Raw genomic sequence first — 23,578 nt, forward strand, 5'->3', positions numbered from 1 at the left:
GGCCCCCGCCTGCGACCGACCCAAGGGCGTACGAAGAAGCCCGGCCGCACTTTTGGCTCTGACCTGCTGGTTCATGGACCACGCCCGGGGCGTTGGAGTGGTCCGGGGAGCGCGGGGGCGCCAGGTGGAGGATTGTGGAGGGTGGGGGTGGCCGGTCCCGGCGGCCCGTCGGGGCCACGACGAGGCGCCGGACCCCGGGGACCCGGGCGGTGGCGCCGTGCGACGATCTGCACCGGACGACGAGGTGCGGAGGGGAACATGACGACGGTCGACGGGCAGGCGCCGACGCTGGCGGAGGCGGCGGCGACGGCGGGGGCGGTCCGGCAGGCGGTCCGACGGGTGGTGGTCGGCAAGGACCACGTCGTCGACCTGGCCGTGGTGACCCTCCTCGCGGAGGGCCACCTGCTGGTGGAGGACGTGCCGGGGGTCGGCAAGACGCTGCTGGCCAAGGCGCTCGCCCGCAGCATCGACTGCTCGGTGCGCCGGATCCAGTTCACCCCCGACCTGCTGCCCAGCGACGTCACGGGCGTGAGCATCTGGAACCAGGAGCGCGGCGACTTCGAGTTCCGGCCGGGGGCGGTCTTCGCCAACGTCGTGATCGGCGACGAGATCAACCGCGCCTCCCCCAAGACGCAGTCGGCGCTGCTGGAGTCGATGGAGGAGCAGCAGGTCACCGTCGACGGCACGACCTACCCCCTGCCGCCCCCCTTCCTGGTCGTGGCCACGCAGAACCCGGTCGAGATGGACGGCACCTACCCGCTGCCGGAGGCCCAGCGCGACCGGTTCATGGTCAGGGTCGCCATGGGCTACCCCCGCCCCGAGGACGAGCTGCGGCTGCTGGACACCCACGTCGGCGACGACCCGCTGCTGAGCCTGGCCCCCGTGGCCGACGCCGAGTCGGTCCGTCGGGCCGTGGCGGCCGTCCGCGGGGTGCACGTCTCGGACGCGCTGCGCCGCTACGTGCTGGACCTGACCCAGGCGACACGCACCCACCCGGACCTCCGCCTCGGCGCCTCGCCGCGCGCGGGCCTGCAGCTGGTGCGCGCCGGGCGGGCCATGGCGGCCCTGCAGGGCCGCGACCACGTGCTGCCCGACGACGTCCGGGCGCTGGCCGGACCGGTCCTGGCCCACCGGCTGCTGCCCAGCTCCCGGGGCCGGACCGCCCGCAAGGACCCCTCGGGCGTCGTCGCCGAGATCGTCGGCGCCACCCCCGTGCCCGGCGCACGCGGCTGAGCGGGGCCCTCGTGCGCCTCGCCGACCTGCGCGCCAGCTGGTCCGGTCTCACGGCACGGGGCACGTCGTTCCTGACCGCCGGGGTGGTCGCGCTGGTCTGCGCCCTGCTGCTGGGCCAGGCCGACCTGGTCCGGGTGGCCGGCCTGCTGGCCGCCCTGCCGCTCGTGGTCGTGCTGGTCATGACCGGGCAGCGGCTGCAGCTGGCGGTCGCCCGCTCGACCGAGCCGCCTCGCGGGTCGGTCGGGCAGGAGGTCGAGGTGGCCGTCGAGGTCGTCAACCGCGCCACGACACGCACCCCGGTGCTGCTGTTCGAGGACCAGGTCCCGGCGGGCCTGCTCGCCTCGACGCGGGTCGTGCTGCCGCCGCTGCGCCCCCGGGAGTCCGCCCAGGTGTCCTACCGGCTGCTGGCGACCCGGCGCGGCCGGTTCGCGGTCGGCCCCGCCCGCCTGGTGGGGGCCGAGCCGTTCGGCCTGGTGGAGCGGACCTGGGAGGCGACCAGCCGCGACGAGCTGCTGGTCCGCCCGGTCGTCACCGCTCTGCCCCGGGTGCTGCCGGTCCGCCGGACCGGTCGCGGCGGCGACTCCGACCTGGGTGGGGCCGGCATCGTCGGCGACCCCGACCTCAACGTCCGGGAGTACCGCGACGGAGACGACCTGCGCCGCGTGCACTGGCCGACCACCGCGCGCCGCGGTGAGCTGATGGTGCGCCCCGACCAGCACCCCCAGGACCACAACGCCGCCGTCCTGCTCGACACCCGGGCCGACGGTCAGCGGGGTCGGGACGAGGCCTCCACCCTGGAGGTGCTGGTGGCCGCGGCCGCGTCGGTCGTCGTCCACGCCGCCGACCTGGGCCAGCGGGTGGTGCTGCTGGGCGACGGCGAGGACCCGACCGCCGGCTCGCACGACACCGCGCACCGCGACGACGCCGACGACGACCCCGTCGAGGACGCGCTGGACCGGCTGGCCGTGGCCCGGACCACGGGGCCGGACAGCCTCGCCGTCGCCGTCGAGCAGCTGCCGGGGACCCACCCCTCGATGGTCGTGGCCCTGCTGGGCGAGGTCGGGCCCGAGGACGTGGACGAGCTGGCCGGGTCCGCCCGGGAGGCGTCGCGGGCGGCGCTGGTCTGCGTGAGCACCCGCTGGGAGGAGCTGTCGGCCGCCCGGCGACGACAGGTGCAGGACCGGCACGAGGCCGCGGTGCAGCGGCTGCAGGAGGCCGGCTGGCGGGTGGCCCCGCTGCACCCCGGTGACGACCTGGCCCTGGTGTGGGAGCAGCTCGGGACCTCGCGGGTGCCGGTGTGAACCGCGACGTCCGCGCGGCGCTGCTGTCCGCCGCGGCCACCCTGCTGACCATGCTGTCGCTGGCCCCGCTGCTGGCCGACCGGTCGTGGCTGCAGCCGGTGGCCCTCGTGGTGGCGGCCGTGGGCCTGGCCGGCACGGCCGTGGCTGCGGCTGGGCTGCCCCGCTGGCTGGCGCCGCCCCTGGCCGCGCTGGCCGGTCTGGTCATCGCCACCGCGCTGCTGGTGCCCTCGCTGGCGGCCGTCGGCGGCTTCGTGCCGACCCCGACGTCGGTGCGGGCCCTGGGCACCCTGCTGCGCAGCGGCCTGGCCACCACCCAGGTCGTGGTTCCTCCCGCCCCCACCGACGACGCGGGCGTCGTGACCATGCTGACGCTGGCTGCCGGCGCGGTCGCGGTCCTCACCCTGCTCATCGCCGGGCCGCTGCGCCGACCGGGCGCGGCCGGCCTGCCCCTGCTGCTCGTGGTGTGCGTGGCCACGGCGCTGGCGCCCGACGGGATCGGCGTGACCGGGTACCTGTCCGCCGCCCTGGGCTACCTCGGACTGACCCTGACCGACGCCGACCAGCGGGTCCGCCGCTGGGGCGAGGTGCTGGGCCGGCAGGGCCGCAGCGGTGAGCCGGCCCCCTCGGGGGTCCCCGAGGCGCTGACGCGCGCCGCGGCCGTGACGGCCGTGGTGGCCCTGCTGGCCGGCGCGCTGCTACCGCTGCTCACCCCGGGCAGCGGTGGTGACCGGTTGCAGTCGATGGTGGTGGACCGCTTCGGCGGCGGCGCCGGTGGCGGCGGGACGACCGTCAACCCGTTCCTGGACCTGCGGGAGGACCTGACGTCGCAGGACGACACCGTGGTGCTGCGGTACGCGACCGACGACCCGGACCCCGACCCGCTGCGCATCGTCACCTCGGACGCCTTCGACGGGGCCATCTGGCGTCCCACCCCGCCCGACCCCCCGGCCGGGCAGGACCTGACCGGCGGCCTGCCGCCGCCACCGGGCGCGGACGCCGAGGTCCTGGCCGCTGCGGAGCAGGTGAGCACCGCCGTCAGCGTGGGCCCGCTGGCCGAGTCGTACCTGCCGCTGCCCTACCCCGCCTCGACGGTGGCGGTGGAGGGGGCCTGGGGCGTGGACGCCCGGACGCTGAACGTGCTGTCGGGCCAGGACACGACCGAGGGCCTGTCGTACTCGGTCACCCACTACGACATCCGTCCGGACGCCGACCAGCTGGACGCCGTGCCCGCCGACGGGCTCGACCCGGTCTGGACCGAGCTGCCCGAGGACATGGCCGACCTCGTGCGCGGCGAGGCGGAACGCGTGGTCGAGGTGGCCGGCGCGACCACCCGGTACGAGCAGGCCCTGGCCCTGCAGCAGTGGTTCCGCAGCTCCGGGGGCTTCACGTACTCCCTGGACGCGCCGGACGTCACGGACCGCGACGCCGTCGAGGCGTTCCTGCAGGACCGGCGGGGCTACTGCGTGCAGTTCGCCTCGACCATGGCGCTGATGGCCCGCAGCCTCGACGTGCCCGCCCGTGTGGCGGTGGGGTTCCTGCCGGGGGCGGAGACGTCGCCCGGGCAGTGGGAGATCCGCGCCGACGACGCCCACGCCTGGCCCGAGCTGTACTTCGAGGGCGTGGGCTGGGTCCGCTTCGAGCCGACGCCCGCGACCCGGACCCAGGCCCCGCCGGACTGGGCCGTCCCCCGCAGCGAGCCCGCCGACCCGGGCGCTCCCGCGCCGAGCCAGGCGCCGCAGCTGCCCGAGCAGGACCAGCAGCCGGGGGCGGCCCCGCCGCCCGGGACCACCACGCCGGAGGCCGGCCCCCTGCAGGACGTGCTCGCGGTTGCCGGTCAGGTCCTGCTCGTGCTCGGCGCGCTGCTGGTGGTGGCCGCGGTGCTCGCCCTGCCCCGGGCCTGGCGCTGGTGGCGCAGCCGGGCGCGGTGGCGCCGTGCCGCGGGCGACGACGCGGCGAGGGCCGCGGCGGCGTGGCTCGAGCTGCTCGAGCGGTTGGCCGACCTGCAGGCCCTGCCCCGGGGCGCGACGGTCAGGGACCAGGCCGCCGACCTGGAGGAGCGGGAGCGGCTGGGTGCCCCCGCCCGGGAGGCGCTGGAGCGGCTGCGGCTGGCGACCGAGCGCGCGCTGTACGCGGCCGGCCCCACGGCGTCGGACTCGTTGGAGCAGGACGTACGGACGGTCCTCGACGACGTGGCGGCCTCACGGGACCGGCGGCAGCGGCTGGCCGCCACGTGGTTCGCGGCGCCGTCGCCGGACGTCCAGGTCCGGCGCGAGGACCGGGTGGCGCAGCGGGTGGGCTGAGGCCCCCGCGGACCGAGCCCGCTCGACCGGTCAGCGTGCCCGACCGGTCAGCGTGCCCCACCGATCAGCGTGCTCGACTCAGAGCCCGCCACCGTCGGCGCGCCGTTCCCAGCGCTCCTCCATCCGCTGCACGAACGAGGACTTCTGGCCCCGAGCGGGCCCGCGCGAGGAACGCCCGGTCGTGGCGCCGGCCTTCTTCTTGCCGGTCGAGGTCGAGGACGGGGCGGCCACCGCGAACACGACGCCACCGAACATGACGACGAAGCCGACGACGCTGAGGCCGAGCCAGTACAGGCTGCTGCTGTAGCTCGCGATGCCGATGATGATCAGCGTGAGGCCGACGGCCACCGAGCCGATGCCCACCAGGGCGCGGGAGACGGAGCCGACGCCCCGTTGGCGACCGGTGAGGGTCGTGGCGAACTTGGGGTCCTCGGCGTAGAGCGCCTGCTCCATCTGCGCGAGGAGCTTCTGCTCGTGGTCGGAGAGCGGCACCGCTGACCTCCTGGCTCTCTGTGGGTCCCGTAAGGATAGACGTGCGGCCGGGGCCGCGACACCTGGTGTCCTCATCGGCTCAACGACGCGACCTCTTCAGTCGTGCCCGGAATCCGCTGCGGCATCTCGGCGCCGCCGGTCGACCAGTGTCCCAGGCCGCACCACGCCCGCCCCGAAGCGCCGGCTGAGGCTGTCCACGGCCCGTTCCGCGTCCCGCCAGCCGTGCTCCGGAGCGCCGAGCTCGAGCTGCAACGGCGCCGTGTCGGCCGGCTGGAGCCCCTCGACCCTGACCCCCACCAGCCGGATCCGCGCCCGGTCGAGCCCCAGGCCGTCGAAGGCGGCCACGGCCGCCGCGTGGACGTCACGGCCCAGGTCGGTCGGCTGACGCAGGGTCCGCGAGCGGGTGATGGTGGTGAAGTCCGCGAAACGGACCTTGAGCACGACGGTCCGGCCGACCACGTCGTCACCGCGCAGCCGGGCCGCGACCCGCTCGGACAGCCGGAGGATCTCGCGGTGCACCACGCGCGGGTCGTCCACGTCGCGGGCGAAGGTCTCGTCGGCGCCGATGCTCTTGCCCGCCGTCTCGGGGACCACGACCCGCGGGTCACGTCCCCAGGACAGCTCGTGCAGGTGCGAGCCCTGCGCCTGCCCCAGCGCGCGGTGCAGCGTCCGCAGCGGGGTGTGGGCCAGGTCGGCCACCGTCCGCAGCCCCAGCCGGGTCAGCACCTCCTGGGTGCGGGGCCCCACCCCCCACAGGTCCGCGACCGGCAGGGAGTGCACGAACGGCACCGTGTCCGTCACGCCCACCACCAGCATGCCGTCCGGCTTGGCGGCCGAGCTGGCGAGCTTGGCCACGAACTTGCTCGCCGCCACGCCCACCGAGCACGTGATCCCCTGCTCGTCGGCGATCCGGTCCCGCAGCAGCGTGCCGATCGCGGCCGGCGGGCCGAGCCGACGCAGCGCCCCGGACACGTCGAGGAACGCCTCGTCCAGGCTGAGCGGCTCCACCACGGGGGTGACGGAGCGGAACACCTCCATCACCCCGCGCGAGACCTCGGCGTACAGGCCGTGGTGCGGTTCCAGCACCACCGCCTGCGGGCAGAGCCGTCGCGCCCGGCCCATGGGCATGGCCGCGTGGACGCCGCTGCGCCGGGCCTCGTAGGTCGCCGACAGCACCACGCCCCGGGTGCCGCCACCGACGATGACGGGACGGCCGACGAGCTCGGGCCGGGTCCGCAGCTCGACCGCCGCGTAGAACGCATCCATGTCGGCGTGCAGGACCGTGCAGCCGGTGTCGTCCCCGCCCAGCCCCAGCGCCGCCGCCCGACCGTCGGCCCGGCCGACCTGCCGGCGGCTCATCCGGACCCTGCCGTCGTCGCGTCGGCCGTCGTCGCGTCGGCCGTCGTCGCGTCGGCCGTCGGGGCGCGGCCGGGCCCGCGGGTGGTGCGGCCCACCTCAGCGCCGCACGGCGTGCCAGTGCAGGTGGGAGGCGAGCCCGCGCAGGTCGGGGTGGTCGGCCGCGGCCAGCTCGAGGCGCCGCAGCGACTCGCGGGCCCGGGGCGAGGAGTCCAGGACGGCCTCGGGGACCAGGTCGGCCAGGACGGGCACGCCGGTGACCTCGACCACGTCGAGCCCGGCGTCCCCGAGGAGCGCGGCCGTGGCGTCGGCGTCGAGCCGTCGCAGCAGCGGGTCGTCCGGACCGGTCCGCCCGTCGGGGTCGCTGAGCGCGGCCAGGGCCTCCTCGACCCGGCCGACCGCCGCCCGCAGCGCCACCGCCCCGCTGCGCTGGGCGGTGAGCAGGCTGAGCGAGGCCCCTGGCCGCATGGCCGCGGCCAGCTCGGCCAACGTCGTAGCGGGGTCGTCGACCAGCTCGAGCACGTCGTGGCACAGCATGACGTCCACCGCGCGGCCGCCGCAGAGGCCGGGCAGCGCCCGGGCGTCGCCCTGGTGCCCGCGCACCCGCTCACCGACCCCGGCCTCACGGGCCCGGCGGGCCAGCGCGGCCAGCGCGTCCGGGCTGGGGTCGACGACGAGGACGTCGTGCCCGAGCAGGGCCAGCTCGACCGACAGCGTCCCCGCCCCGCCGCCGAGGTCGACGACGAGGGCGGCACCACCGTCCGGTCCTGGGGCGCGCAGCAGCGGCCCGACCAGGCGGCCGATCGCCTCGTGGCGCAGCTCCGCGCGCGTCGAGCGGCGCTCGCGGCGCAGGGCTGGGCTGGTGTCGGGCACGGCCACAGCCTACGAGCACCGGGGCCCGACCGGTCGGGCCCGACACCCGTCGGTCGGGACCGGCTCCGTGGCCGCTCCGCGCTCACCGGCCGGAGCTCCCTGGGCTGGCGTGCCACAACCGCCTCGGGACCCGGGACGCGCGGGCGGCCTCCTCGGCCAGCTTGCGGGGGTCCTTGCCGCTGACCCCCGCCGGTGTGATGTCGGCGTACGGGGACTGCCGGAACCCGCTGGCGTGGACCAGCACCCGCCGCCTCGCCCCGCCGCCCATCCCGCCGGCGCTGTCGCCCGCCTGCTCCTCGACCGGCCCGTCGGGTCCACCGACGCCGGTGCCGGCCAGCCGCCCCGGACCGCCCGGCCCGCCCGGTCCCCCACCGGGGCCGGTCGGCGGCCGGACCACGACCGGGCGGCTGGAGCGGCTGGCCGCCGCCCCGGCCACGGCGTGCCCGGACACCTGGTCGGCGTCCTCGAAACCGGCCGGCACCTCGGCCAGCAGCGCGTGCACCGCCTCCAGACCGCCGTCCTTCCAGCAGGCCCACAGCGTGGGCAGCTCCCACGCCCCGGTGGCCCGCAGCGACACCCCGCGCGGCCCGGTGCGGCGCAGCACCCCGCGCACCAGCAGCAGCCAGGAGTGGAACACCGTGGCGGCGTACGGGCCCTGGACGTCCTCGAAGAACGTCGCGTCCACCGCCCCGGTGGCGTCGTCCAGGGTGAGGAACACCACGCGCCGACCCGACCGGATGGGCGGGGTCTGGGTGGCGACCTTGACCCCGGCGACCAGCAGCTCGCTGCGGCTGCGCTGCCGCACCAGGTCCGGGCTGCGGGTGACCCCGAGGGCGGCCAGCAGCGGGGCGTAGAAGTCCAGGACGTGCCGGGAGGCGTCCAGGCCGAGGACGTCCAGCTCGGCCACGACCCGTTCGGCGCTGGTCATGTCGGGCAGGTCGGTGCCCTCGGTCTCGTCCGGCGCGTCCCCCAGGTCCAGCGCCAGCTGGGTCACCGGCTCCGGGGCCGTCACCCCCGCGCTGCCGGCCGTGCCGCCGCTGCGGCGGCGGTCCACCCCGCGCCCGCCCTTGACCGCGCCCACCGAGCGGCTCCACCGGTCCAGCTCGGCCACCTGCAGCAGCAGGTCGCGGCGGGTGGTCCGGCCGCGTCGTCGGGACGGCAGCCGGTAGCCCGACCCGCCGCCGGGACCCGGCCCGTGCACCCGGCCGGTCAGCCCGTACAGCTCGTCGAAGCCGCCGGCCATGACGAGCCGCTCGACCACGGGCCGGGACACGCCCGCCCGGTGCCAGAAGTCGGCCAGCGAGCCGTAGGGCCGCCCCGCCACGACGCGCGCGACCTCGGCGTCGCTGATGCCCTTGACGTCCGCCAGCGACAGCCGGATGCCGTAATCCCGCCCGTCGGGCAGGCCCTCCAGGGTCGGCGCCTCCCGACCGGGCACACCCAGCAGCTCCGGCGGCGGCTCGTCCCAGGGGGCGACCTTCTCGACCCGGTAGGTGGCGTCGGAGGCGTTGACGTCCAGGCCGAGCACGGCGATGCCGAGCTGGCGGGCGTCGTCGAGCACCAGCCGCTTGGGGTACATGCCGGGGTCGTGGGTGAGCACCCCGGCCAGGAACGCGGCCGGGTGGTGCCGCTTGAGCCAGGCCGACTGGAACGTGGGCAGCGCGAACGCGGCCGCGTGGGCCTTGCAGAAGCCGAACGACGCGAACGCCTTGAGCACCTCCCAGAACCGGCCCACCACCTCGGGGGTGTAGCCGCGCCGGACCGCCGTGGGCACGTACCACTGCTTGACGGACTCCTGGCCGGCCGGTGAGCCCATCGAGCGGCGGACCTCGTCGGCCTCGGCCAGCGTGCACCCGGTCGTGACGGCGACGATCCGGATGACCTGCTCGTGGAAGACGACCACGCCGTAGGTCTCGGCCAGCACCGGTTCGAGGTCCGGGTGCAGGTACTCGGGGGCGTTCCAGCCCTGCCGGGCCCGCAGGAACGGCGTCACCATGTCGGACTTGACCGGTCCGGGCCGGAACAGCGAGATGTCGGTGACGATGTCGGAGAAGCAGTCCGGGGCGAACTTGCCGACCAGCTCGCGCTGGCCGGGCGACTCGATCTGGAAGATCCCGAGGGTGCGGGTGGTGCGGATCAGGGCGTAGGTGTCGGGGTCGTCCAGCGGGACCTGCTCGGGGTCGTCGACGTCCACCTCGACCCCGTCGACCCGGGCGATCTCCGCCGTGGCGTGGGCCATGGCCGACTGCATCCGGATACCGAGCACGTCGAGCTTGAGCAGGCCGACCTCCTCGACGTCGTCCTTGTCGAGCTGGGTCATCGGGTAGCCGTCGTAGCTGGGCTCCACCGGGGTGCGGTCCAGCAGGCCGGAGTCGGAGATGATCACCCCGCAGGGGTGCAGCGCGACGTGGCGCGGCAGCCCGTCGACGCCCTCGACCAGGTCGAAGAACTGCTCGAGGTCGGCCGAGGCGAGACCGGAGGCCCGCAGCTCGGGCAGCTCCTCGATGGCCTTGCGGGCGTCGCGGGCCCGGATGTGGGGGAAGGCGGTGGCGATGGCGTCGACCTCGCCGGGCGGCATGCCGAGCGCGGCGCCGACGTCGCGGACGGCGTGGCGCACCCGGTAGGTGTCCATCATCGACACGCAGGTGACCCGCTGCGGGCCGAACTGCGCCAGCACGGCGTCGTAGACCTCCATCCGGCGGTCGGACTCCACGTCGACGTCGACGTCGGGCAGCGTGGCCCGCAGCGGCGACAGGAACCGCTCCATCAGCAGGCCGTGGCGGACCGGGTCCACCCCGGAGACGCCGAGCACGTGGCAGAGCAGGCTGCCGGCCCCCGACCCCCGGGCGGCGACCCGGATGCCGAGGTCGCGGGTCAGGTCGCACACCCGGGCGACGGTGAGGAAGTAGGCCGCGAACCCCAGCTGGTCGACGACGGCGAGCTCGTCGGCCAGGCGGGCCTCGATGTCGGCGGGACCGACCAGCCCGGTGGGCGAGCGCACCGAGCGGGAGCCGTAGCGGCGTTGCAGGCCCTCACGGCAGCGGGCGGCCAGGACGGCCTGCAGGTCGGTGGTGGCCGAGAACCCCAGCACCTCGGCCTCGGGCAGGTGGACCGAGCCGACGGACAGGTCGGCGGCGGGGTCCAGCCGGCACCGGTCGGCCAGCGCGGCCGTGGTGCCCAGCAACCGGCTCGCCAGGGCGTCCGGGCCCGACCCGGCCTCGTGGCCGGGCAGGCCGGCGGCCAGGACGGCCACCTCACGGGCTCGCCGGGCCATGTCCGCCCCGTCGGCCAGGTGCCCGGCCGAGGTGGTGCGGTCCAGGTGACGGGGGTCCAGGGCGACCAGCCGACGGGCGGCGTCCAGCACGTCGACGACCAGGCCCTGGTCGGGGTCGACGTGGCGCACGGCGTTGGTGAGCACCGCGGGCACCCCGGCGGCGTCGGCCACCGCGAGCATCCGCCCGGCCAGCCCCACGCTGCCCACGGTGTCGCGGCGGCTGCGGTGGTGGACGAGCTCGACGTAGAGGCTGCCGGCCGGCAGCCGGTCCGCCCAGCGCCGCAGCAGCCGGACGGCCAGGTCGTCGCGACGGGCCAGCACGGCCCGGCCGACCTCGGACCCGGGCCCGAGCAGCACCGCCAGCGCCGGCGCCCCCGTCCCGCCCGAGGGGCCGGAGGTGTCGACGGCGTGGGCCACCAGCAGGTCCTCGGTGCTGACGGGACGCCCGCGCGGGCTGCGGGCGTGCCCGGCGCTGACCAGCCGGCAGACCTGGGCCCAGCCCGCCCCCGGCGGCAGCCCGGTGCGGGCGTCGGCCGCGAGCGCGAGGACCGTGACGCGGGGGTGGCGGGGGTCGACCACGGCGCCGCCCCGGGCGGGGTTGCGCCGGGCCCCGGTCGTCCCGGCACCCCTCGCCCCGGACGCCCCGGACGCCCCGGCCCGACCGGCCTGCGACGGGTCGGCCCAGGCGGGCAGGCCGACGAGCGCCCCGGACGGCTCGACGGCGACGTCCACCCCGATGATCGGGTCGATGCCGGCGTCGGCGCAGGCCACGGCGAACTTGACCGCGCCGTAGCAGCCGTCGCGGTCGGTGAGCGCGAGCGCGTCCATGCCGAGCTCGGCGGCCCGGGCCACCAGCGCTGCCGGCGTCGAGGCGCCGTGGCGCAGCGAGTAGCCCGAGGCGACGTGGAGGTGGGTGAAGCCGCTCATCGGCACCGCCCCCGGACGGGCCGGGTCACCGGGAGGCCGGGACGACGTCGGGCAGCACGGGCCGCCACGGCAGCGACAGGGCGCGCGTGACGGCGCAGAGGAACCGCTCGGCGTCGCGCAGCAGGTCGTCGGCGGCCCGGGAGTGCCCGCCGGGACGCTCGGGCAGCCGCTGCAGCCCACCGAGGAAGACCGCCCACTCCGCCAGCTCCGGGGCCAGCCGGGGCAGCACCTGCCAGACGCTGCGCGGACGCGACCGGGCCGGACCGGGCCGGCCGCGCACCGCGAGCACCGCGGTGGCCGCGCGCAGCGCCGCCAGGTGCGCCCCCGACCAGCGGGCCCGGGCGTCCAGCTCCGCCGCCGCGGTGCGCAGCCCCTCGCGCGAGCGCTCCAGCAGCGCGACGACCGCGGCGTTGACCTCGGCGGGACCGACCACGACGGCCAGGTCGCCGGGACGGGCCTCGGGACGGGTCTCGGGGCGGGCCTCGGGACGGGCCTCGGGACGGGCCTCGGTCATCAGTCGAGCTGGCACAGCAGCCACCACTCGTCCGACCCGCCGGCCCCGGCGGGGGTGCCACCGGGGGCGCCGGCCCCCGCCATCGCGGGGGCCGCGACGGCCTGGGCCAGGTCGTACACCCCGGTGCCCAGCTGGCGCCCGGCCCCCGCCTCGACCCGCCAGACCGTGCGCTCGGGGGCGACCCGGTGCCCGGGGGTGCGGGCGGCCTCCCACCACGGCTCGCTCTCCAGCCAGGTGGCGAGCACCTCGCGGACCACGTAGAGACGACCGCGCCACAGGAAGGCGTCCGGCACCCCCTGGGCCTCGTCGCCGATGGTCCTGAGGCGGACCTGGACGGGTTCGTCATGACGACGCACGATGACCTCCTGACGACGGACGACGGACGAGCCGTTCGAACACGTGTTCTACCGAACGCGTGTTCGAACAGTAGGCCGGGACCCCGACATCCGTCCACCGCCCCGGCGAGTCGCCCGTCCGCACGGGGACCGACCCCTGACCGGCCGGTGACCCGGGTCTGACGGAACGGTGACGGCCACCCCCGGTGGCGCCCGGCGGGGGCCCGGGCCGCGCAGGCTGGCCGGGTGCGCATCCCCCGCGGACCGCTGCTGGTCGCCTCCGTCCTCGCCCTCGTCGCCGTCGTCGGCACCGCCCTGGCCGTGCTCCAGCCGTGGCTGCTCGTCCTCGACGAGCAGGTGTCCGAGGCGCTGCCCGTCGCCGCCCCGGCCCCGACCCCGGCGACCAGCAGCCTCCCCGCCGCACCGACGCCCCCGCCCGCCCCGGGCCCGAGCACCACCGGACCGACACCGGCCGGGTCCCCCACCGCCGCGACCGACGCGACCGGCCCGACCGCCGCGACGCCCACCGCACCCCGCCCGACCGGACCCATCGAGCTGGCGCGGGGCGAGCTGGTCAGCCACGAGCACGCCACCACCGGGACGGCGCGCGTCCTGCTGCTGCCCGACGGCAGCCGGGTGCTGCGCCTGGAGGGGCTGGACACCTCCAACGGGCCGGACCTGCACGTCTGGCTCAGCGACGCCCCGGTGCTGACCGGTCGCGACGGCTGGTTCGTGTTCGACGACGGCGCCCACGTGGACCTGGGCGAGCTCAAGGGCAACCAGGGCGACGCCAACTACCCGATCCCGGCCGACGTCGACCTCGACGCCCTGGGCAGCGTCAGCGTGTGGTGCGCCCGGTTCTCCGTGTCGTTCGGGGCGGCCGCCCTGACCTGACCACCACCCGCGGGTCGGCGCCTAGGATCCCTCCGTGACCGAGCCCCTCGACCTCGCGACCCACCCGGGGGTGTCCCGGGTCCGGGCCGCCCTGGCCGCCGCCGGCGTGCCCGACCGGGTCCAGGTGCTGGACTCCGGCGCCCGGACCGCGGCCGAGGCGGCGGCCTCGCTCGGGGTCGGGGTCGCCCAGATCGCCAACTCGCTGGTCTTCGTCGCCCACCCGCACCACGACGCGGTCGGGGGCGACGACCCGTTCCCGGTCCTGGTCCTCGCCTCCGGCGGCCACCGGGTGGACACCGACCTCGTCGCCGACCTGCTCGAGGTCGCCTCGGTGCGCCGGGCGTCCCCCGACCTGGTCCGCAGCGCGACAGGGTTCGTGATCGGCGGGGTCTCCCCCGTCGGGCACCCGAACCCGCTGCCGACCCTGGTCGACGCCGACCTGGCCGACCTGGGCGAGGTGTGGGCCGCCGCCGGGCACCCGCACACCGTGTTCCCCACCAGCCACGACGAGCTGGTGCGCCTGACCGAGGGCCGCAGCGCCGTGGTGGCCCGCCCCTGACCGCAGCCCGTGACGACACCTAGACTCACGGCCATGCCCGACGCAGGACCGCCGACCGCCCGGCGGGCCCTCCTGTCGCCGTCGGGCCTGCCCCTGGCCCTGGCGGCCTTGACGGTGCTGGTGCAGATCACCTACCCGCTGCTGGACGGGCGCGCCCTGCTGGCCTCGACCGTGGCCACCGTCCTGCTGTTCTGCGCGACGAGCCTGAGCCACGCCGCCCTGACCCTGGGCGCCCGCGTCGCCGTCCTGGTCCTGCTCGTCGCCGGCGGCATCGGGCTGGTCGCCGAGGCGGTCGGCACGGCCACGGGCTTCCCGTTCGGGCCCTACGTCTACACCGGGACCCTGGGCCCGGAGCTGCTCGACGTGCCCGTCGTCATCCCGCTGGCCTGGACCATGATGGCCTGGCCGACCCTGCTGCTCGGCCGTCGGCTGGCGGCGGCCCTGCTGGGCCGCGTCGAGGCCCGCCGCCGGCTCGGTCGCCGCGCTGCGGCGTCGCTGCGGGCCGCGACCACGGCCGTGGTCGGCGGGCTGGCCCTGGCCTCGTGGGACCTCTACCTCGACCCGCAGATGACGGACGCGGGCCACTGGGTCTTCGCCGCGCCCGAGCCCGGGCTGCCCGGGGTGCCCGGCATCCCGCTGACCAACTACGCCGGGTGGTTGCTGGTCGCGGTCCTCATGGTGAGCGTGCTGGACGCCGTCGTGCCGCACCGGGACGTTGAGGAGTCCGTGCCGGCGCTGCTGCTGGCCTGGACCTGGCTCGGCTCCGCCCTGGCCAACGTGGCGTTCTTCGGCCGCCCGGAGGTCGCCGCCTACGGCTTCGTCGGGATGGGTCTGGTGGTGGCGCCCTACCTGTGGCTGTTCGTCTCCGAGCAGCGCCGCACGACGACGGCCCGGCCGCACCACCCCGACCGCCGCACGTCGCGAGCGTGAGCCGGGGACCCGAGCGGCTCACCCTGCTGGGCACCGCGCTGGCGGTCGGGCTCACGGCGCACACGGCCTGGAACGTCACCCGGCTGCGCCGCCCGCGCGACGAGCCGCCACCGACGGCGGAGCGGGTCAGCGTCCTGGTGCCGGCCCGGGACGAGGAGACCACGCTGCCCGCGCTGCTGGACTCCCTGCGGGAGCAGACCGGGGTCGCGGACCTGGAGGTGCTGGTCTGCGACGACGGCAGCACCGACGGCACCGCCGGGGCCGTGCGCGACGCGGCCCGCCGTGACCCGCGGGTCCGGCTGCTCACCTCCTCGCCGCGACCCGAGGGCTGGGGGGGCAAGGCGTTCGCCTGCCACCAGCTGGCGCAGGCCGCCACCGGTTCGGTGCTGCTGTTCGTCGACGCCGACGTCGTGCTGGCCCCCCACGCGGTCGCCGGCACGGTCGACCTGCTGCGCGCGGCGGGGCTCGACCTGGTCTCGCCCTACCCGCGCCAGCTGGCGCTCGGCCCGGGCGAGCGGCTCGTGCAGCCGCTGCTGCAGTGGTCCTGGCTCACCACCCTGCCGCTGGACCTCGCCGAGCGGTCGCCGCGGGCCAGCCTGGCCGCGGCCAACGGCCAGCTGCTGGCCGTCGACGCCGCGGCCTACCGCAGGGCGGGCGGCCACGCGGCCGTGGCGGGCGAGGTCCTGGAGGACATCGCGCTGCTGCGGGCGGTCAAGCGGACCGGCGGGCGGGGGGTCCCCTGCGACGGGTCGGGGGTCGCCATCTGCCGGATGTACACCTCCTGGGCGCAGGTGCAGGACGGCTACGGCAAGTCGCTGTGGTCCGCCTTCGGCTCCCCGGCCGGGGCCGCCGCCGTCATGGCCGTGCTCGGCCTGGCCTACGTGTGGCCGGCCGCGGCGGCCCTGCGCGGCTCCCGGGTCGGTCTGCTGGGGCTCGGGGCGGGCGTCCTGGGCCGCTACCTGACCGCCGAGGCCACGGGGGCCAGGTCGTTGCCGGACGCGCTGGTCCACCCGCTGTCCGTGCTGGCCGCGGCGTACCTCACGGTGCGCTCGTTCGTGGGACGGTACCGGGGCACGTTGCGGTGGAAGGGCAGGGAGGTCCGGTGAGCAGAGTCGTCGTGGTGGGTGCGGGCCTGGGGGGCCTGGCCGCCGCCGTCCGGCTGGCCCACGCGGGCCACGACGTGACCGTCCTGGAGCAGTCGACCGCCGTCGGGGGCAAGCTCGGCCGGTACGCCCGGGACGGCTTCGTGTTCGACACGGGCCCGTCGCTGCTGACGCTGCCGTCGGTCTACGAGGACCTGTTCGCGCAGACCGGCGCCCCGCTCAGCCGGTTGCTCGACCTGACCGCGCTCGACCCGGCGTTCCGCTACCGCTTCGCCGACGGCACGGTGCTGGACGTGCCCGGCGGCGGGGGCCGACGGGTGGCCGCCGCCATGGACGCGGCCCTGGGCGAGGGCACCGGGGCGCAGTGGCTGGCCTTCCTGGAGCGGGCCGGCGACATCTGGCAGGCGGCGCGCGGGCCGTTCCTGGACTCGCCCCTGGACGGTGTCCGGACGCTGGCCCGGGAGGCCCGCAAGGTCGACGACCTGCTGCGCATCGCCCCCTGGCGGAGCCTGCGCTCGCTGGGCCGGCGCTACCTCAAGGACCCGCGGCTGCGCACGCTGCTGGACCGCTACGCCACCTACACCGGCTCCGACCCGCGCCGGGCGCCGGCGGTGCTGGCCACGGTGCCCTACGTCGAGCAGACCTACGGGGCCTGGTACCTGCGCGGCGGGCTGCAGCAGCTCGGTGAGGCGCTCGCCCAGCGGGCGCTGGAGTGCGGGGCCCGGATCCGGACCGGCGCCGACGTGGCCGAGATCATCGTCAAGGACGTGCCCGGACCGATGGGCTGGCGCACGCAGGGCGTGCGGCTGCGTGACGGCTCGGTCGTCGACGCCGAGGTCGTGGTGTCCAACGCCGACGCCGCCCACACTTACCACGAGCTGCTCGCGGGCCCCCCGGGCGAGCTGGGACGGCGCCGGCTGCGCAAGGCCGAGCCGTCGCTGTCCGGGTTCGTGCTGCTGCTGGCCCTGCGGGGACGGACCGAGGACCTGCAGCACCACACCGTCCTGTTCCCCGCCGACTACGACGACGAGTTCGACTCGGTGTTCGGCACCGGCCGGCACCGCGGCCGGCCCCGACCGGCCCCGGACCCGACGGTCTACGTGTCCGCCCCGGACGACCCGGCGCTGCGCCCCGACGAGGACCACGAGTCGTGGTTCGTGCTGGTCAACGCCCCCCGGCACCGTCCCGGGGACCCCGCGGGCGGGGTGGACTGGCGGGCCGAGGGGCTGGCCGAGAGCTACGCCGACCGGGTCCTGGAGGTCATGGCCGAGCGCGGCCTCGACGTGCGCGACCGGCTGCTGTGGCGGGTGGTGCGCACCCCGGCCGACCTCGAGACGGCCACCCGCAGCGTCGGTGGCTCCATCTACGGCAGCTCCAGCAACGGGGCCCGCTCGGCGTTCCTGCGCCCGGCCAACGCCAGCAACGTCGAGGGCCTGTTCCTGGTGGGCGGCTCGGCGCACCCCGGCGGCGGCATCCCGCTGGTCGGGATGAGCGCACGCATCGTGGCGGACCTCATCGGCCCGGTCGCGGCTCCGGAGGACGGTCCCGGCGACCCCACCGCGTGACCCCACCGCGTGACCCCGTCCTGACCCCGGCGGCTCCGGCGGCCCCGTGACGCGGCACGGCCCGTCCGACGCGGCCCCGGCCACGTCTCGGCCGGGGGCGGTCAGGGTCGCGGCGCCGCTGGTGCGACGGCACCGCCCCGGCCGGGGGCCAGACCCAGGTTCGACACCAGCTCCAGCGTCGCGGTCGAGGAGTTGAGCGTGTAGAAGTGCAGCCCCGGCGCGCCGGCCGCGAGCAGCCGCTCGCACAGCCGCGTCGCCGCCTCGATGCCGACCTGCCGCACCGCGACCGGGTCGTCGGCCACCCGCTCGAGCCGGGCCACGAGGTCGGCGGGCAGCGGCTGGCCGGACAGCTGGGGGAAGCGCACGAGCTGGCGCAGGTTGGTGACCGGCATGATGCCGGGCAGGATCGGCAGGTCGGCCCCGGAGGCCGCCACCCCGTCGACCAGGCGGACGTAGGCGTCCGGGTCGAAGAAGAACTGCGTGACCGCGAACTGCGCCCCGGCGCGGGCCTTGAGCGCCAGCACCCGCGCGTCGTGCGAGGCCGACGGCGACTCGGGGTGCACGTCGGGGAACGCGGCCACCCCCACCGAGAAGCTGCCCAGGCCGGCCACCAGCTCGACCAGCTCGATGGCACGGTCCAGGCCGCCCGGGGTCGGCTGCCACGGTGCTCCGGGCCCGCCGGGCGGGTCCCCGCGCAGGGCCAGCACGCTGCGCACGCCGGAGTCGGCGTAGGCGCCGATGACCTGGCGCAGCTGCTGCCGGGTCCGGCCGACGCAGGTCAGGTGGGCCACGGGCGCCAGCGAGCTCTCGCGGGCGATGCGCTGGGTCGCCCGCACGGTCCGGTCCTGCGTGCCGCCCCCGGCCCCGTAGGTGACCGACACGAAGTCCGGCCGCACCGCCTCCACGCGCCGGACCGCCTGCCACAGCTGCTGCTCCGCGGCGGCGTCGCGGGGCGGGAAGAACTCGAAGGAGACCGTCGGTCGGCCCTGCTCGCGCGCCGCGCCCAGGGCCTCGACGACGGTCCGGTGACGCTGCGGCATGACGGAGGCCTCGGGCACGTCACCAGGCTAGGCGCCCGGCGCCCCGCGGGCCGGGTGTGCCCGCAGGTCGGCGCGAACATACGCTGGGCCACCATGACCACCCCGCCGCCCCACGACCCCCCAACCGCCCCGGTCGCCGTCGGTGCGGTGGCATCGGCCCGGGCCGTGCTCGACCGGGCGTCGCTGCGGGCCCGGGTGCAGGCGGTCCTGGACGAGGTGCTGGCCCGGCAGGTGGCCACGGTCGCCGCCGTGAGCCCGCACGCCGCCCCGCTGGTGGACTACGTCGTGGACCTGCTGGCCGGGGGCAAGCGGCTTCGGCCGGCGTTCGCCTACTGGGGCTGGCGCGGCGCCGGCGGCGTCGACTGCGAGGAGATCATCACCGCTGCGACCAGCCTCGAGCTGTTCCAGGCGGCGGCCCTGATCCACGACGACGTGATGGACGACTCCGACACCCGACGCGGCCGGCCGGCCGTCCACCGGCGCTTCGGCCAGCTGCACCGTGGTTCGGGCTGGCACGGCGACACCGAGCGCTACGGCATGGCCGGGGCGGTCCTGGCCGGCGACCTGTGCCTGTCCTGGTCGGACGAGACGCTCGCCACCTGCGGCCTGCCGACCGAGTCCGTCGCGCGCGGCCGGGTCGTGTTCGACCGGATGCGCACCGAGCTGATGGCCGGGCAGTACCTGGACATGCTCGAGCAGGCCACGGCCGGTCGGACCGACGACGACCCCGTCGCCAGCGCCCGCACGGTGATCCGGTATAAGAGCGCGAAGTACACCATCGAGCACCCGCTGCTGATGGGCGGCACCCTGGCGGGCGCCCCCCCGTCCCTGCTGGCCTCCTACAGCGGCTACGGCCTGCCGCTGGGCGAGGCCTTCCAGCTGCGCGACGACGTGCTCGGGGTCTTCGGCGACCCCGCGGAGACCGGCAAGCCCGCCGGGGACGACCTGCGCGAGGGCAAGCGGACCGTGCTGGTCGCGCTCGCGCTGGAACGGGCCACCCCGGCCCAGGCCGAGCAGGTCCGGCGGCTGCTCGGGGACCCGCACCTGGACCCGGACGGCGTCGCGACCCTGCGCGAGGTGCTGCTGGACACCGGGGCCGCCGACCGCGTGGAGGCGCTGATCGCCGCGGACGTCGAGGCCGCCACGGCCGCCCTGGCGACGGCCGACGTGGACCCCGAGGCCCGGGAGGTCCTCGAGGGCCTCGTGGTGGCCGCGACGTCGCGCACCACGTGAGGGCCGTCACCCGGCCGGCTGCATCCGCCGGGCGGGCGGACGCCGCAGCACCAGTGAGCCGGACCACCAGCACCAGCACCAGCACCAGCACCAGCAGGGCCACCACCAGCGCACGTCCGACAGACCGGAGCACCGCATGAGCGCCGTCCTCACCCCCGCCCGCCTCGCCGGCTGGCTGCCCGGACGCGTCCGCACCGTCCACGGCCCCACCGACCACGTGGTCGTCGTCGGGGCCGGCCTGGCGGGGCTGTCGGCCGCGATGCGGATCGCGGGCGCCGGGCGCAAGGTGACGCTGCTCGAGCGCGAGGACGTCCCCGGCGGCCGCGCGGGCCTGGTCGTCAAGGACGCCCCGGACGGCTCGGGGCAGTACCGCTTCGACAACGGCCCGACCGTGCTGACGATGCCGGACCTGATCGCCGACTGCTTCGACGCACTCGGCGAGGACATGCACGACTGGCTCGACCTGGAGCCGGTGAGCCCGCTGTACCGGGCGTTCTACGCCGACGGCAGCCACCTCGACGTCCACGCCGACACCGAGGCGATGTGCGAGGAGATCGAACGCGTCATCGGACCCGACGAGGCCGCCGGCTACCGGCGCTACGTCGACTTCGTGGCCAAGCTCTACAAGTACGAGATGCGGGACTTCATCGACCGCAACATCGACACCCCGCTGGACCTGCTCACCCCCAACCTGGTGCGCCTCGCCGCGATCGGCGGGTTCGGCAAGCTGGCGCCCAAGGTCGAGCAGTTCCTGTCCGACCCCCGTACACAGCGGGTGTACTCCTTCCAGGCGCTGTACGCCGGGGTCAGCCCGTACGACGCGCTGGCCATCTACGCCGTCATCGCCTACATGGACTCCGTGGCCGGCGTGTTCGCGGCCAAGGGCGGGATGAACGCCATCCCCCAGGCGATGGCCGCCGCGGCCGAGAAGCACGGCGTCGACATCCGCTACGGCACGACCGTCGAGCGGATCGAGCACAGCGGCGGGCGGGCCCGGGCCGTCATCACCAGCACCGGCGAGCGCATCGTGGCCGACACCTTCGTCCTCAACCCGGACCTGCCGGTCGCCCACGCCGACCTGCTCGGAAAGCCGCACTGGCGCTCCAAGCGGCTCACCTACTCCCCCAGCTGCTACCTGATGCTGGCCGGGTCGAACCGGACGTACGACTTCACCGCCCACCACAACATCCACTTCGGTGAGCAGTGGAAGGGCGTCTTCGACGACCTCACCCACGGTCGCCTGATGAGCGACCCCAGCATCCTGGTCTCGCGCCCCACCGCGTCGGACCCCTCGCTGGCCCCGGCCGGCAAGGAGATCTACTACGTGCTGTTCCCCACGCCCAACATGACCGCCGGCATCGACTGGGCCGCCAGCGCGCCCCGCTACCGCGACCACGTGCTGCAGCAGCTGGAGTCCCGCGGCTACGAGGGGTTCGGCGACGCGATCGAGGTCGAGGACGTGACGACCCCGCTGGAGTGGGAGCAGCGCGGCATGGCCGCCGGGGCGCCCTTCGCCAGCGCCCACACGTTCGGCCAGACCGGCCCGTTCCGGCCCGGCAACCTGTGGGGCGAGAACGTCGTGTTCACCGGTTCGGGCACCCAGCCGGGCGTCGGGGTGCCGATGGTGCTGGTGTCGGGCCGGCTGGCCGCCGAGCGCGTGCTGGGCAAGGACAAGAGCTACCGCTCCCGGGCCTGGCGCGGGATCTGAGCCATCGCCCCCGCGGGGGCGACGACTCAGGGCGCCGGGGTCTCGGTCGCCCCGGCGGTGCGGGCGGCCAGCAGCTGCACGAGCAGCGTCTGCAGCGCGTTGGGGTTGCGGGCGTCGACCGCCTGCGCAGGGCCCCCGGCCCCCGTGGCCGCCACCTGCTCCAGCGCGGCCAGGTCGGCGTCCGGGCCGAAGCCGACGAGCACCAGACCCACGGGCCGCTCGGGGTCGCCGACCTCGGTCAGCCGGTCGATCAGGCCGTCGAGGTCCAGCCCCGTGCTGTCCTCGTTGCGGCCGTCGGTGATGACGACCACGGTGCTGACCGCCTGGTCGTCCCACTGCTCCTGGGCCGAGGCCACGGCCGCGGCCACCGTGTCGTACAGCGAGGTGCCGCCGCTGACCAGGGATTCCGGCAGCGCCGCCACCTCGTCGGCCAGCAGGTCCCGCTGCCGCCGGCCGTCGACGCTGCCGCCCAGCTCGCGCACCGGCAGCACCTCGACGTGGTCCTGCTCGCCGTCCAGCTGAGAGGCGAACTGCCACAGGCCCACGCGCGAGGAGTCGGGCAGGTCGACCAGGGCCCGGTCCAGGGCCTCGGCCGCCACGTCGGCCCGGGTGAAGCCGTCACCCACCTCACCCGACATGGACAACGACACGTCCACCACGACCAGCAGCTCCGACGGCGGGGCCAGCCGGGTCAGGTCCGCCGTCAGCCGGTCCAACGCCTCCTGGTCCGGCTCCAGCAGCAGCGGCAGGCTGGGCTCGACCAGCCGGGCGACCCCCGGCAGCGGCTCCAGCCCGGGTCCCCGCAGGCCGGCCTCCACGGCCATGGCCCGTCCCGTCCCCGACGTCAGCGCGGCGAGGACCAGCTCGACGGCGGCCGCGTCGTCCTCGTCCCGCTCCCCGACCGGCGGCACGGCCAGGACCGGGTAGTCCAGCACCGGGGTCCCGCCCGCCGGGGCCACCGCGGCCAGCGGCGAACGCTGCGCCCCGTCGGTCCGACGCAGCACGTCCTGCTCGGAGGTGACGACCAGCGGGGCGGCGGCGCCGTCGCTGGCGGCCTGCACCAGCCCCTCCGACGGGGTCAGGCTGCCCGCCCGCTGCCTGGCCAGGGCCGTGCGGACCGTCAGCAGGGACGCGTCGTCGCCCGCGGCCTCCTGCGCGGCGCCGATGGCCATCAACGCCCCGGCGCTGCCGGCGAGGTCCGGCACGGCCAGCGCCCGATCGGTGCCGCCGAGCACCTCTGTCCAGGTCGGGGCGGTCTCGCGCCAGCCGAGGGCGGACACGACCTCGTCGCTCGTGGCGATCACGACGGGGGTGGTCCCCAGGCTGCCGCGCGACTCCACGGCGACCCCGGCCAGCTCGGCCCGGTGCGCCCACACGGTGGAGTCGGGCAGCCACACGTCGGGGCGCCGCTCCCCGTCGCGACCGGCGGCCAGGCCCGCCAGGGCCTGCGCCGGGGCCAGCTCGACGACCCGGGGCCGCGCGCACAGCCCGTCGTCGGTGGGGCCGAGCGGGGCGGCGTCCAGCACGGCCGTGGCCGCGGACAGCTCGCTGCCGACCACCAGGCTCACCTCGACCACGCGGTCGCAGTCCGCGGCCGACCCCACGCCCGCCACCGGCAGCGCCTCGACGGCCTCGCGGCCGGGCAGGCCGACCCCGGCCAGGACGACACCGGTCACCGTGGCCAGCACCACCACGGCCAGGGCCGCCGGCACCACGAGCCGGGTGCGGATCCGGGGAGCCTGGCGGGTGCGTTGACCACGAGGCCGCGCCTCGCCCACGTCCGAGTGACGACCCACCCTTGCCAACCCCCTGAGCCGCCGACCGCACTGTCCGCCTGGACACTAGTGACGGATCACCGGCGAAGTCACTAGTCCGAGCGAACATTCGACGCACCGTCCCTGGGCGGTCACACCGGGTCGCGTCACGGGGCCCCGGGACCCG

Annotated in this window: 18 protein-coding genes; 10 read left to right on the plus strand and 8 right to left on the minus strand. The window is 76.5% G+C overall.

The window, feature by feature from the left end:
* The first annotated feature begins 258 nt into the window (after positions 1–258).
* Genes SJY06_RS16205 through SJY06_RS16215 form a run of 3 tightly spaced genes read left to right on the plus strand, consistent with a single transcriptional unit; the run spans position 259 to position 4,834 of the window.
* A complete protein-coding gene (locus SJY06_RS16205) occupies positions 259–1,233 on the plus strand; it encodes an AAA family ATPase (protein WP_380168564.1) in 975 nt (324 codons plus the stop codon).
* Positions 1,234–1,244: 11 nt separating this feature from the next.
* Positions 1,245–2,534 (plus strand): DUF58 domain-containing protein, encoded by a 1,290-nt coding sequence (locus SJY06_RS16210; protein WP_380168565.1) that lies wholly within the window; start codon positions 1,245–1,247, stop codon positions 2,532–2,534.
* Positions 2,531–4,834, plus strand: coding sequence for a transglutaminaseTgpA domain-containing protein (locus SJY06_RS16215; protein WP_380168566.1), 2,304 nt, complete (start codon positions 2,531–2,533; stop codon positions 4,832–4,834). Before SJY06_RS16210 ends, SJY06_RS16215 begins: the two co-directional genes overlap by 4 nt.
* A 78-nt stretch (positions 4,835–4,912) precedes the next feature.
* Here the strand turns inward: SJY06_RS16215 and SJY06_RS16220 are convergent, their stop codons facing one another.
* The 6 genes from SJY06_RS16220 to SJY06_RS16245 form a co-directional block, all read right to left on the minus strand.
* Complete coding sequence (locus SJY06_RS16220) at positions 4,913–5,326, minus strand: DUF3040 domain-containing protein (protein ID WP_380168567.1); 414 nt, start codon at positions 5,324–5,326, stop codon at positions 4,913–4,915.
* Between the two features lie 96 nt (positions 5,327–5,422).
* Positions 5,423–6,685 (minus strand): DNA polymerase IV, encoded by a 1,263-nt coding sequence (gene dinB / locus SJY06_RS16225; RefSeq protein ID WP_380168568.1) that lies wholly within the window; start codon positions 6,683–6,685, stop codon positions 5,423–5,425.
* A 96-nt stretch (positions 6,686–6,781) separates the two neighbouring features.
* The gene (locus SJY06_RS16230) at positions 6,782–7,555 is read right to left on the minus strand and encodes a class I SAM-dependent methyltransferase (RefSeq protein WP_380168569.1); all 774 of its coding nucleotides are present in this window, start codon (positions 7,553–7,555) and stop codon (positions 6,782–6,784) included.
* 82 nt (positions 7,556–7,637) lie between these two features.
* Entirely contained in the window at positions 7,638–11,756 is a 4,119-nt protein-coding gene (locus SJY06_RS16235; RefSeq protein ID WP_380168570.1) for a DNA polymerase III subunit alpha, read from the minus strand.
* Between the two features lie 25 nt (positions 11,757–11,781).
* Positions 11,782–12,270 (minus strand): SAV_6107 family HEPN domain-containing protein, encoded by a 489-nt coding sequence (locus tag SJY06_RS16240; protein WP_380168571.1) that lies wholly within the window; start codon positions 12,268–12,270, stop codon positions 11,782–11,784.
* Entirely contained in the window at positions 12,270–12,626 is a 357-nt protein-coding gene (locus SJY06_RS16245; protein ID WP_380168572.1) for a DUF6504 family protein, read from the minus strand. Before SJY06_RS16245 ends, SJY06_RS16240 begins: the two co-directional genes overlap by 1 nt.
* A gap of 225 nt (positions 12,627–12,851) precedes the next feature.
* Here SJY06_RS16245 and SJY06_RS16250 point away from each other — a divergent pair, with 225 nt between their 5' ends.
* Genes SJY06_RS16250 through SJY06_RS16270 form a run of 5 tightly spaced genes read left to right on the plus strand, consistent with a single transcriptional unit; the run spans position 12,852 to position 17,656 of the window.
* Positions 12,852–13,499, plus strand: a complete 648-nt coding sequence (locus SJY06_RS16250; protein WP_380168573.1) for a DM13 domain-containing protein — start codon at positions 12,852–12,854, stop codon at positions 13,497–13,499.
* Positions 13,500–13,533: 34 nt separating this feature from the next.
* The gene (locus SJY06_RS16255) at positions 13,534–14,058 is read left to right on the plus strand and encodes a YbaK/EbsC family protein (protein ID WP_380168574.1); all 525 of its coding nucleotides are present in this window, start codon (positions 13,534–13,536) and stop codon (positions 14,056–14,058) included.
* A 33-nt stretch (positions 14,059–14,091) separates the two neighbouring features.
* On the plus strand, positions 14,092–14,988 hold the full coding sequence (locus tag SJY06_RS16260; protein WP_380168575.1) for a carotenoid biosynthesis protein: 897 nt from the start codon (positions 14,092–14,094) through the stop codon (positions 14,986–14,988).
* Positions 14,985–16,094, plus strand: a complete 1,110-nt coding sequence (locus SJY06_RS16265; protein WP_380168576.1) for a glycosyltransferase — start codon at positions 14,985–14,987, stop codon at positions 16,092–16,094. Before SJY06_RS16260 ends, SJY06_RS16265 begins: the two co-directional genes overlap by 4 nt.
* Complete coding sequence (locus SJY06_RS16270) at positions 16,091–17,656, plus strand: phytoene desaturase family protein (RefSeq protein ID WP_380168577.1); 1,566 nt, start codon at positions 16,091–16,093, stop codon at positions 17,654–17,656. Before SJY06_RS16265 ends, SJY06_RS16270 begins: the two co-directional genes overlap by 4 nt.
* A 101-nt stretch (positions 17,657–17,757) precedes the next feature.
* Here SJY06_RS16270 and metF read toward each other — a convergent pair whose 3' ends face one another.
* Entirely contained in the window at positions 17,758–18,714 is a 957-nt protein-coding gene (gene metF / locus SJY06_RS16275; protein ID WP_380168578.1) for a methylenetetrahydrofolate reductase [NAD(P)H], read from the minus strand.
* A 75-nt stretch (positions 18,715–18,789) separates the two neighbouring features.
* Between metF and SJY06_RS16280 the strand changes: the two genes are divergently transcribed.
* Together SJY06_RS16280 and crtI are read left to right on the plus strand one after the other, a co-directional pair.
* A complete protein-coding gene (locus SJY06_RS16280) occupies positions 18,790–19,929 on the plus strand; it encodes a polyprenyl synthetase family protein (protein ID WP_380168579.1) in 1,140 nt (379 codons plus the stop codon).
* A gap of 136 nt (positions 19,930–20,065) precedes the next feature.
* Positions 20,066–21,637 carry a phytoene desaturase family protein gene (crtI, locus tag SJY06_RS16285; protein WP_380168580.1) on the plus strand — a complete coding sequence of 524 codons (1,572 nt, stop codon included), beginning with the start codon at positions 20,066–20,068 and terminating at the stop codon, positions 21,635–21,637.
* 26 nt (positions 21,638–21,663) lie between these two features.
* Here crtI and SJY06_RS16290 read toward each other — a convergent pair whose 3' ends face one another.
* A complete protein-coding gene (locus SJY06_RS16290) occupies positions 21,664–23,433 on the minus strand; it encodes a VWA domain-containing protein (RefSeq protein ID WP_380168581.1) in 1,770 nt (589 codons plus the stop codon).
* Positions 23,434–23,578 lie beyond the last annotated feature (145 nt).

The sequence above is a fragment of the Jannaschia sp. R86511 genome, assembly GCF_042466345.1.
Taxonomy (GTDB): domain Bacteria; phylum Actinomycetota; class Actinomycetes; order Actinomycetales; family JBBAYJ01; genus Aquipuribacter.

Bases quoted from the DNA above. Each gene is read 5' to 3' on its own strand.
- SJY06_RS16235 (WP_380168570.1), bottom strand. From the start codon at position 11,756: ATGAGCGGCTTCACCCACCTCCACGTCGCCTCGGGCTACTCGCTGCGC.
- crtI (WP_380168580.1), top strand. From the start codon at position 20,066: ATGAGCGCCGTCCTCACCCCCGCCCGCCTCGCCGGCTGGCTGCCCGGA.
- SJY06_RS16280 (WP_380168579.1), top strand. From the start codon at position 18,790: ATGACCACCCCGCCGCCCCACGACCCCCCAACCGCCCCGGTCGCCGTC.
- SJY06_RS16205 (WP_380168564.1), top strand. From the start codon at position 259: ATGACGACGGTCGACGGGCAGGCGCCGACGCTGGCGGAGGCGGCGGCG.
- dinB (WP_380168568.1), bottom strand. From the start codon at position 6,685: ATGAGCCGCCGGCAGGTCGGCCGGGCCGACGGTCGGGCGGCGGCGCTG.
- SJY06_RS16240 (WP_380168571.1), bottom strand. From the start codon at position 12,270: ATGACCGAGGCCCGTCCCGAGGCCCGTCCCGAGGCCCGCCCCGAGACC.
- SJY06_RS16260 (WP_380168575.1), top strand. From the start codon at position 14,092: ATGCCCGACGCAGGACCGCCGACCGCCCGGCGGGCCCTCCTGTCGCCG.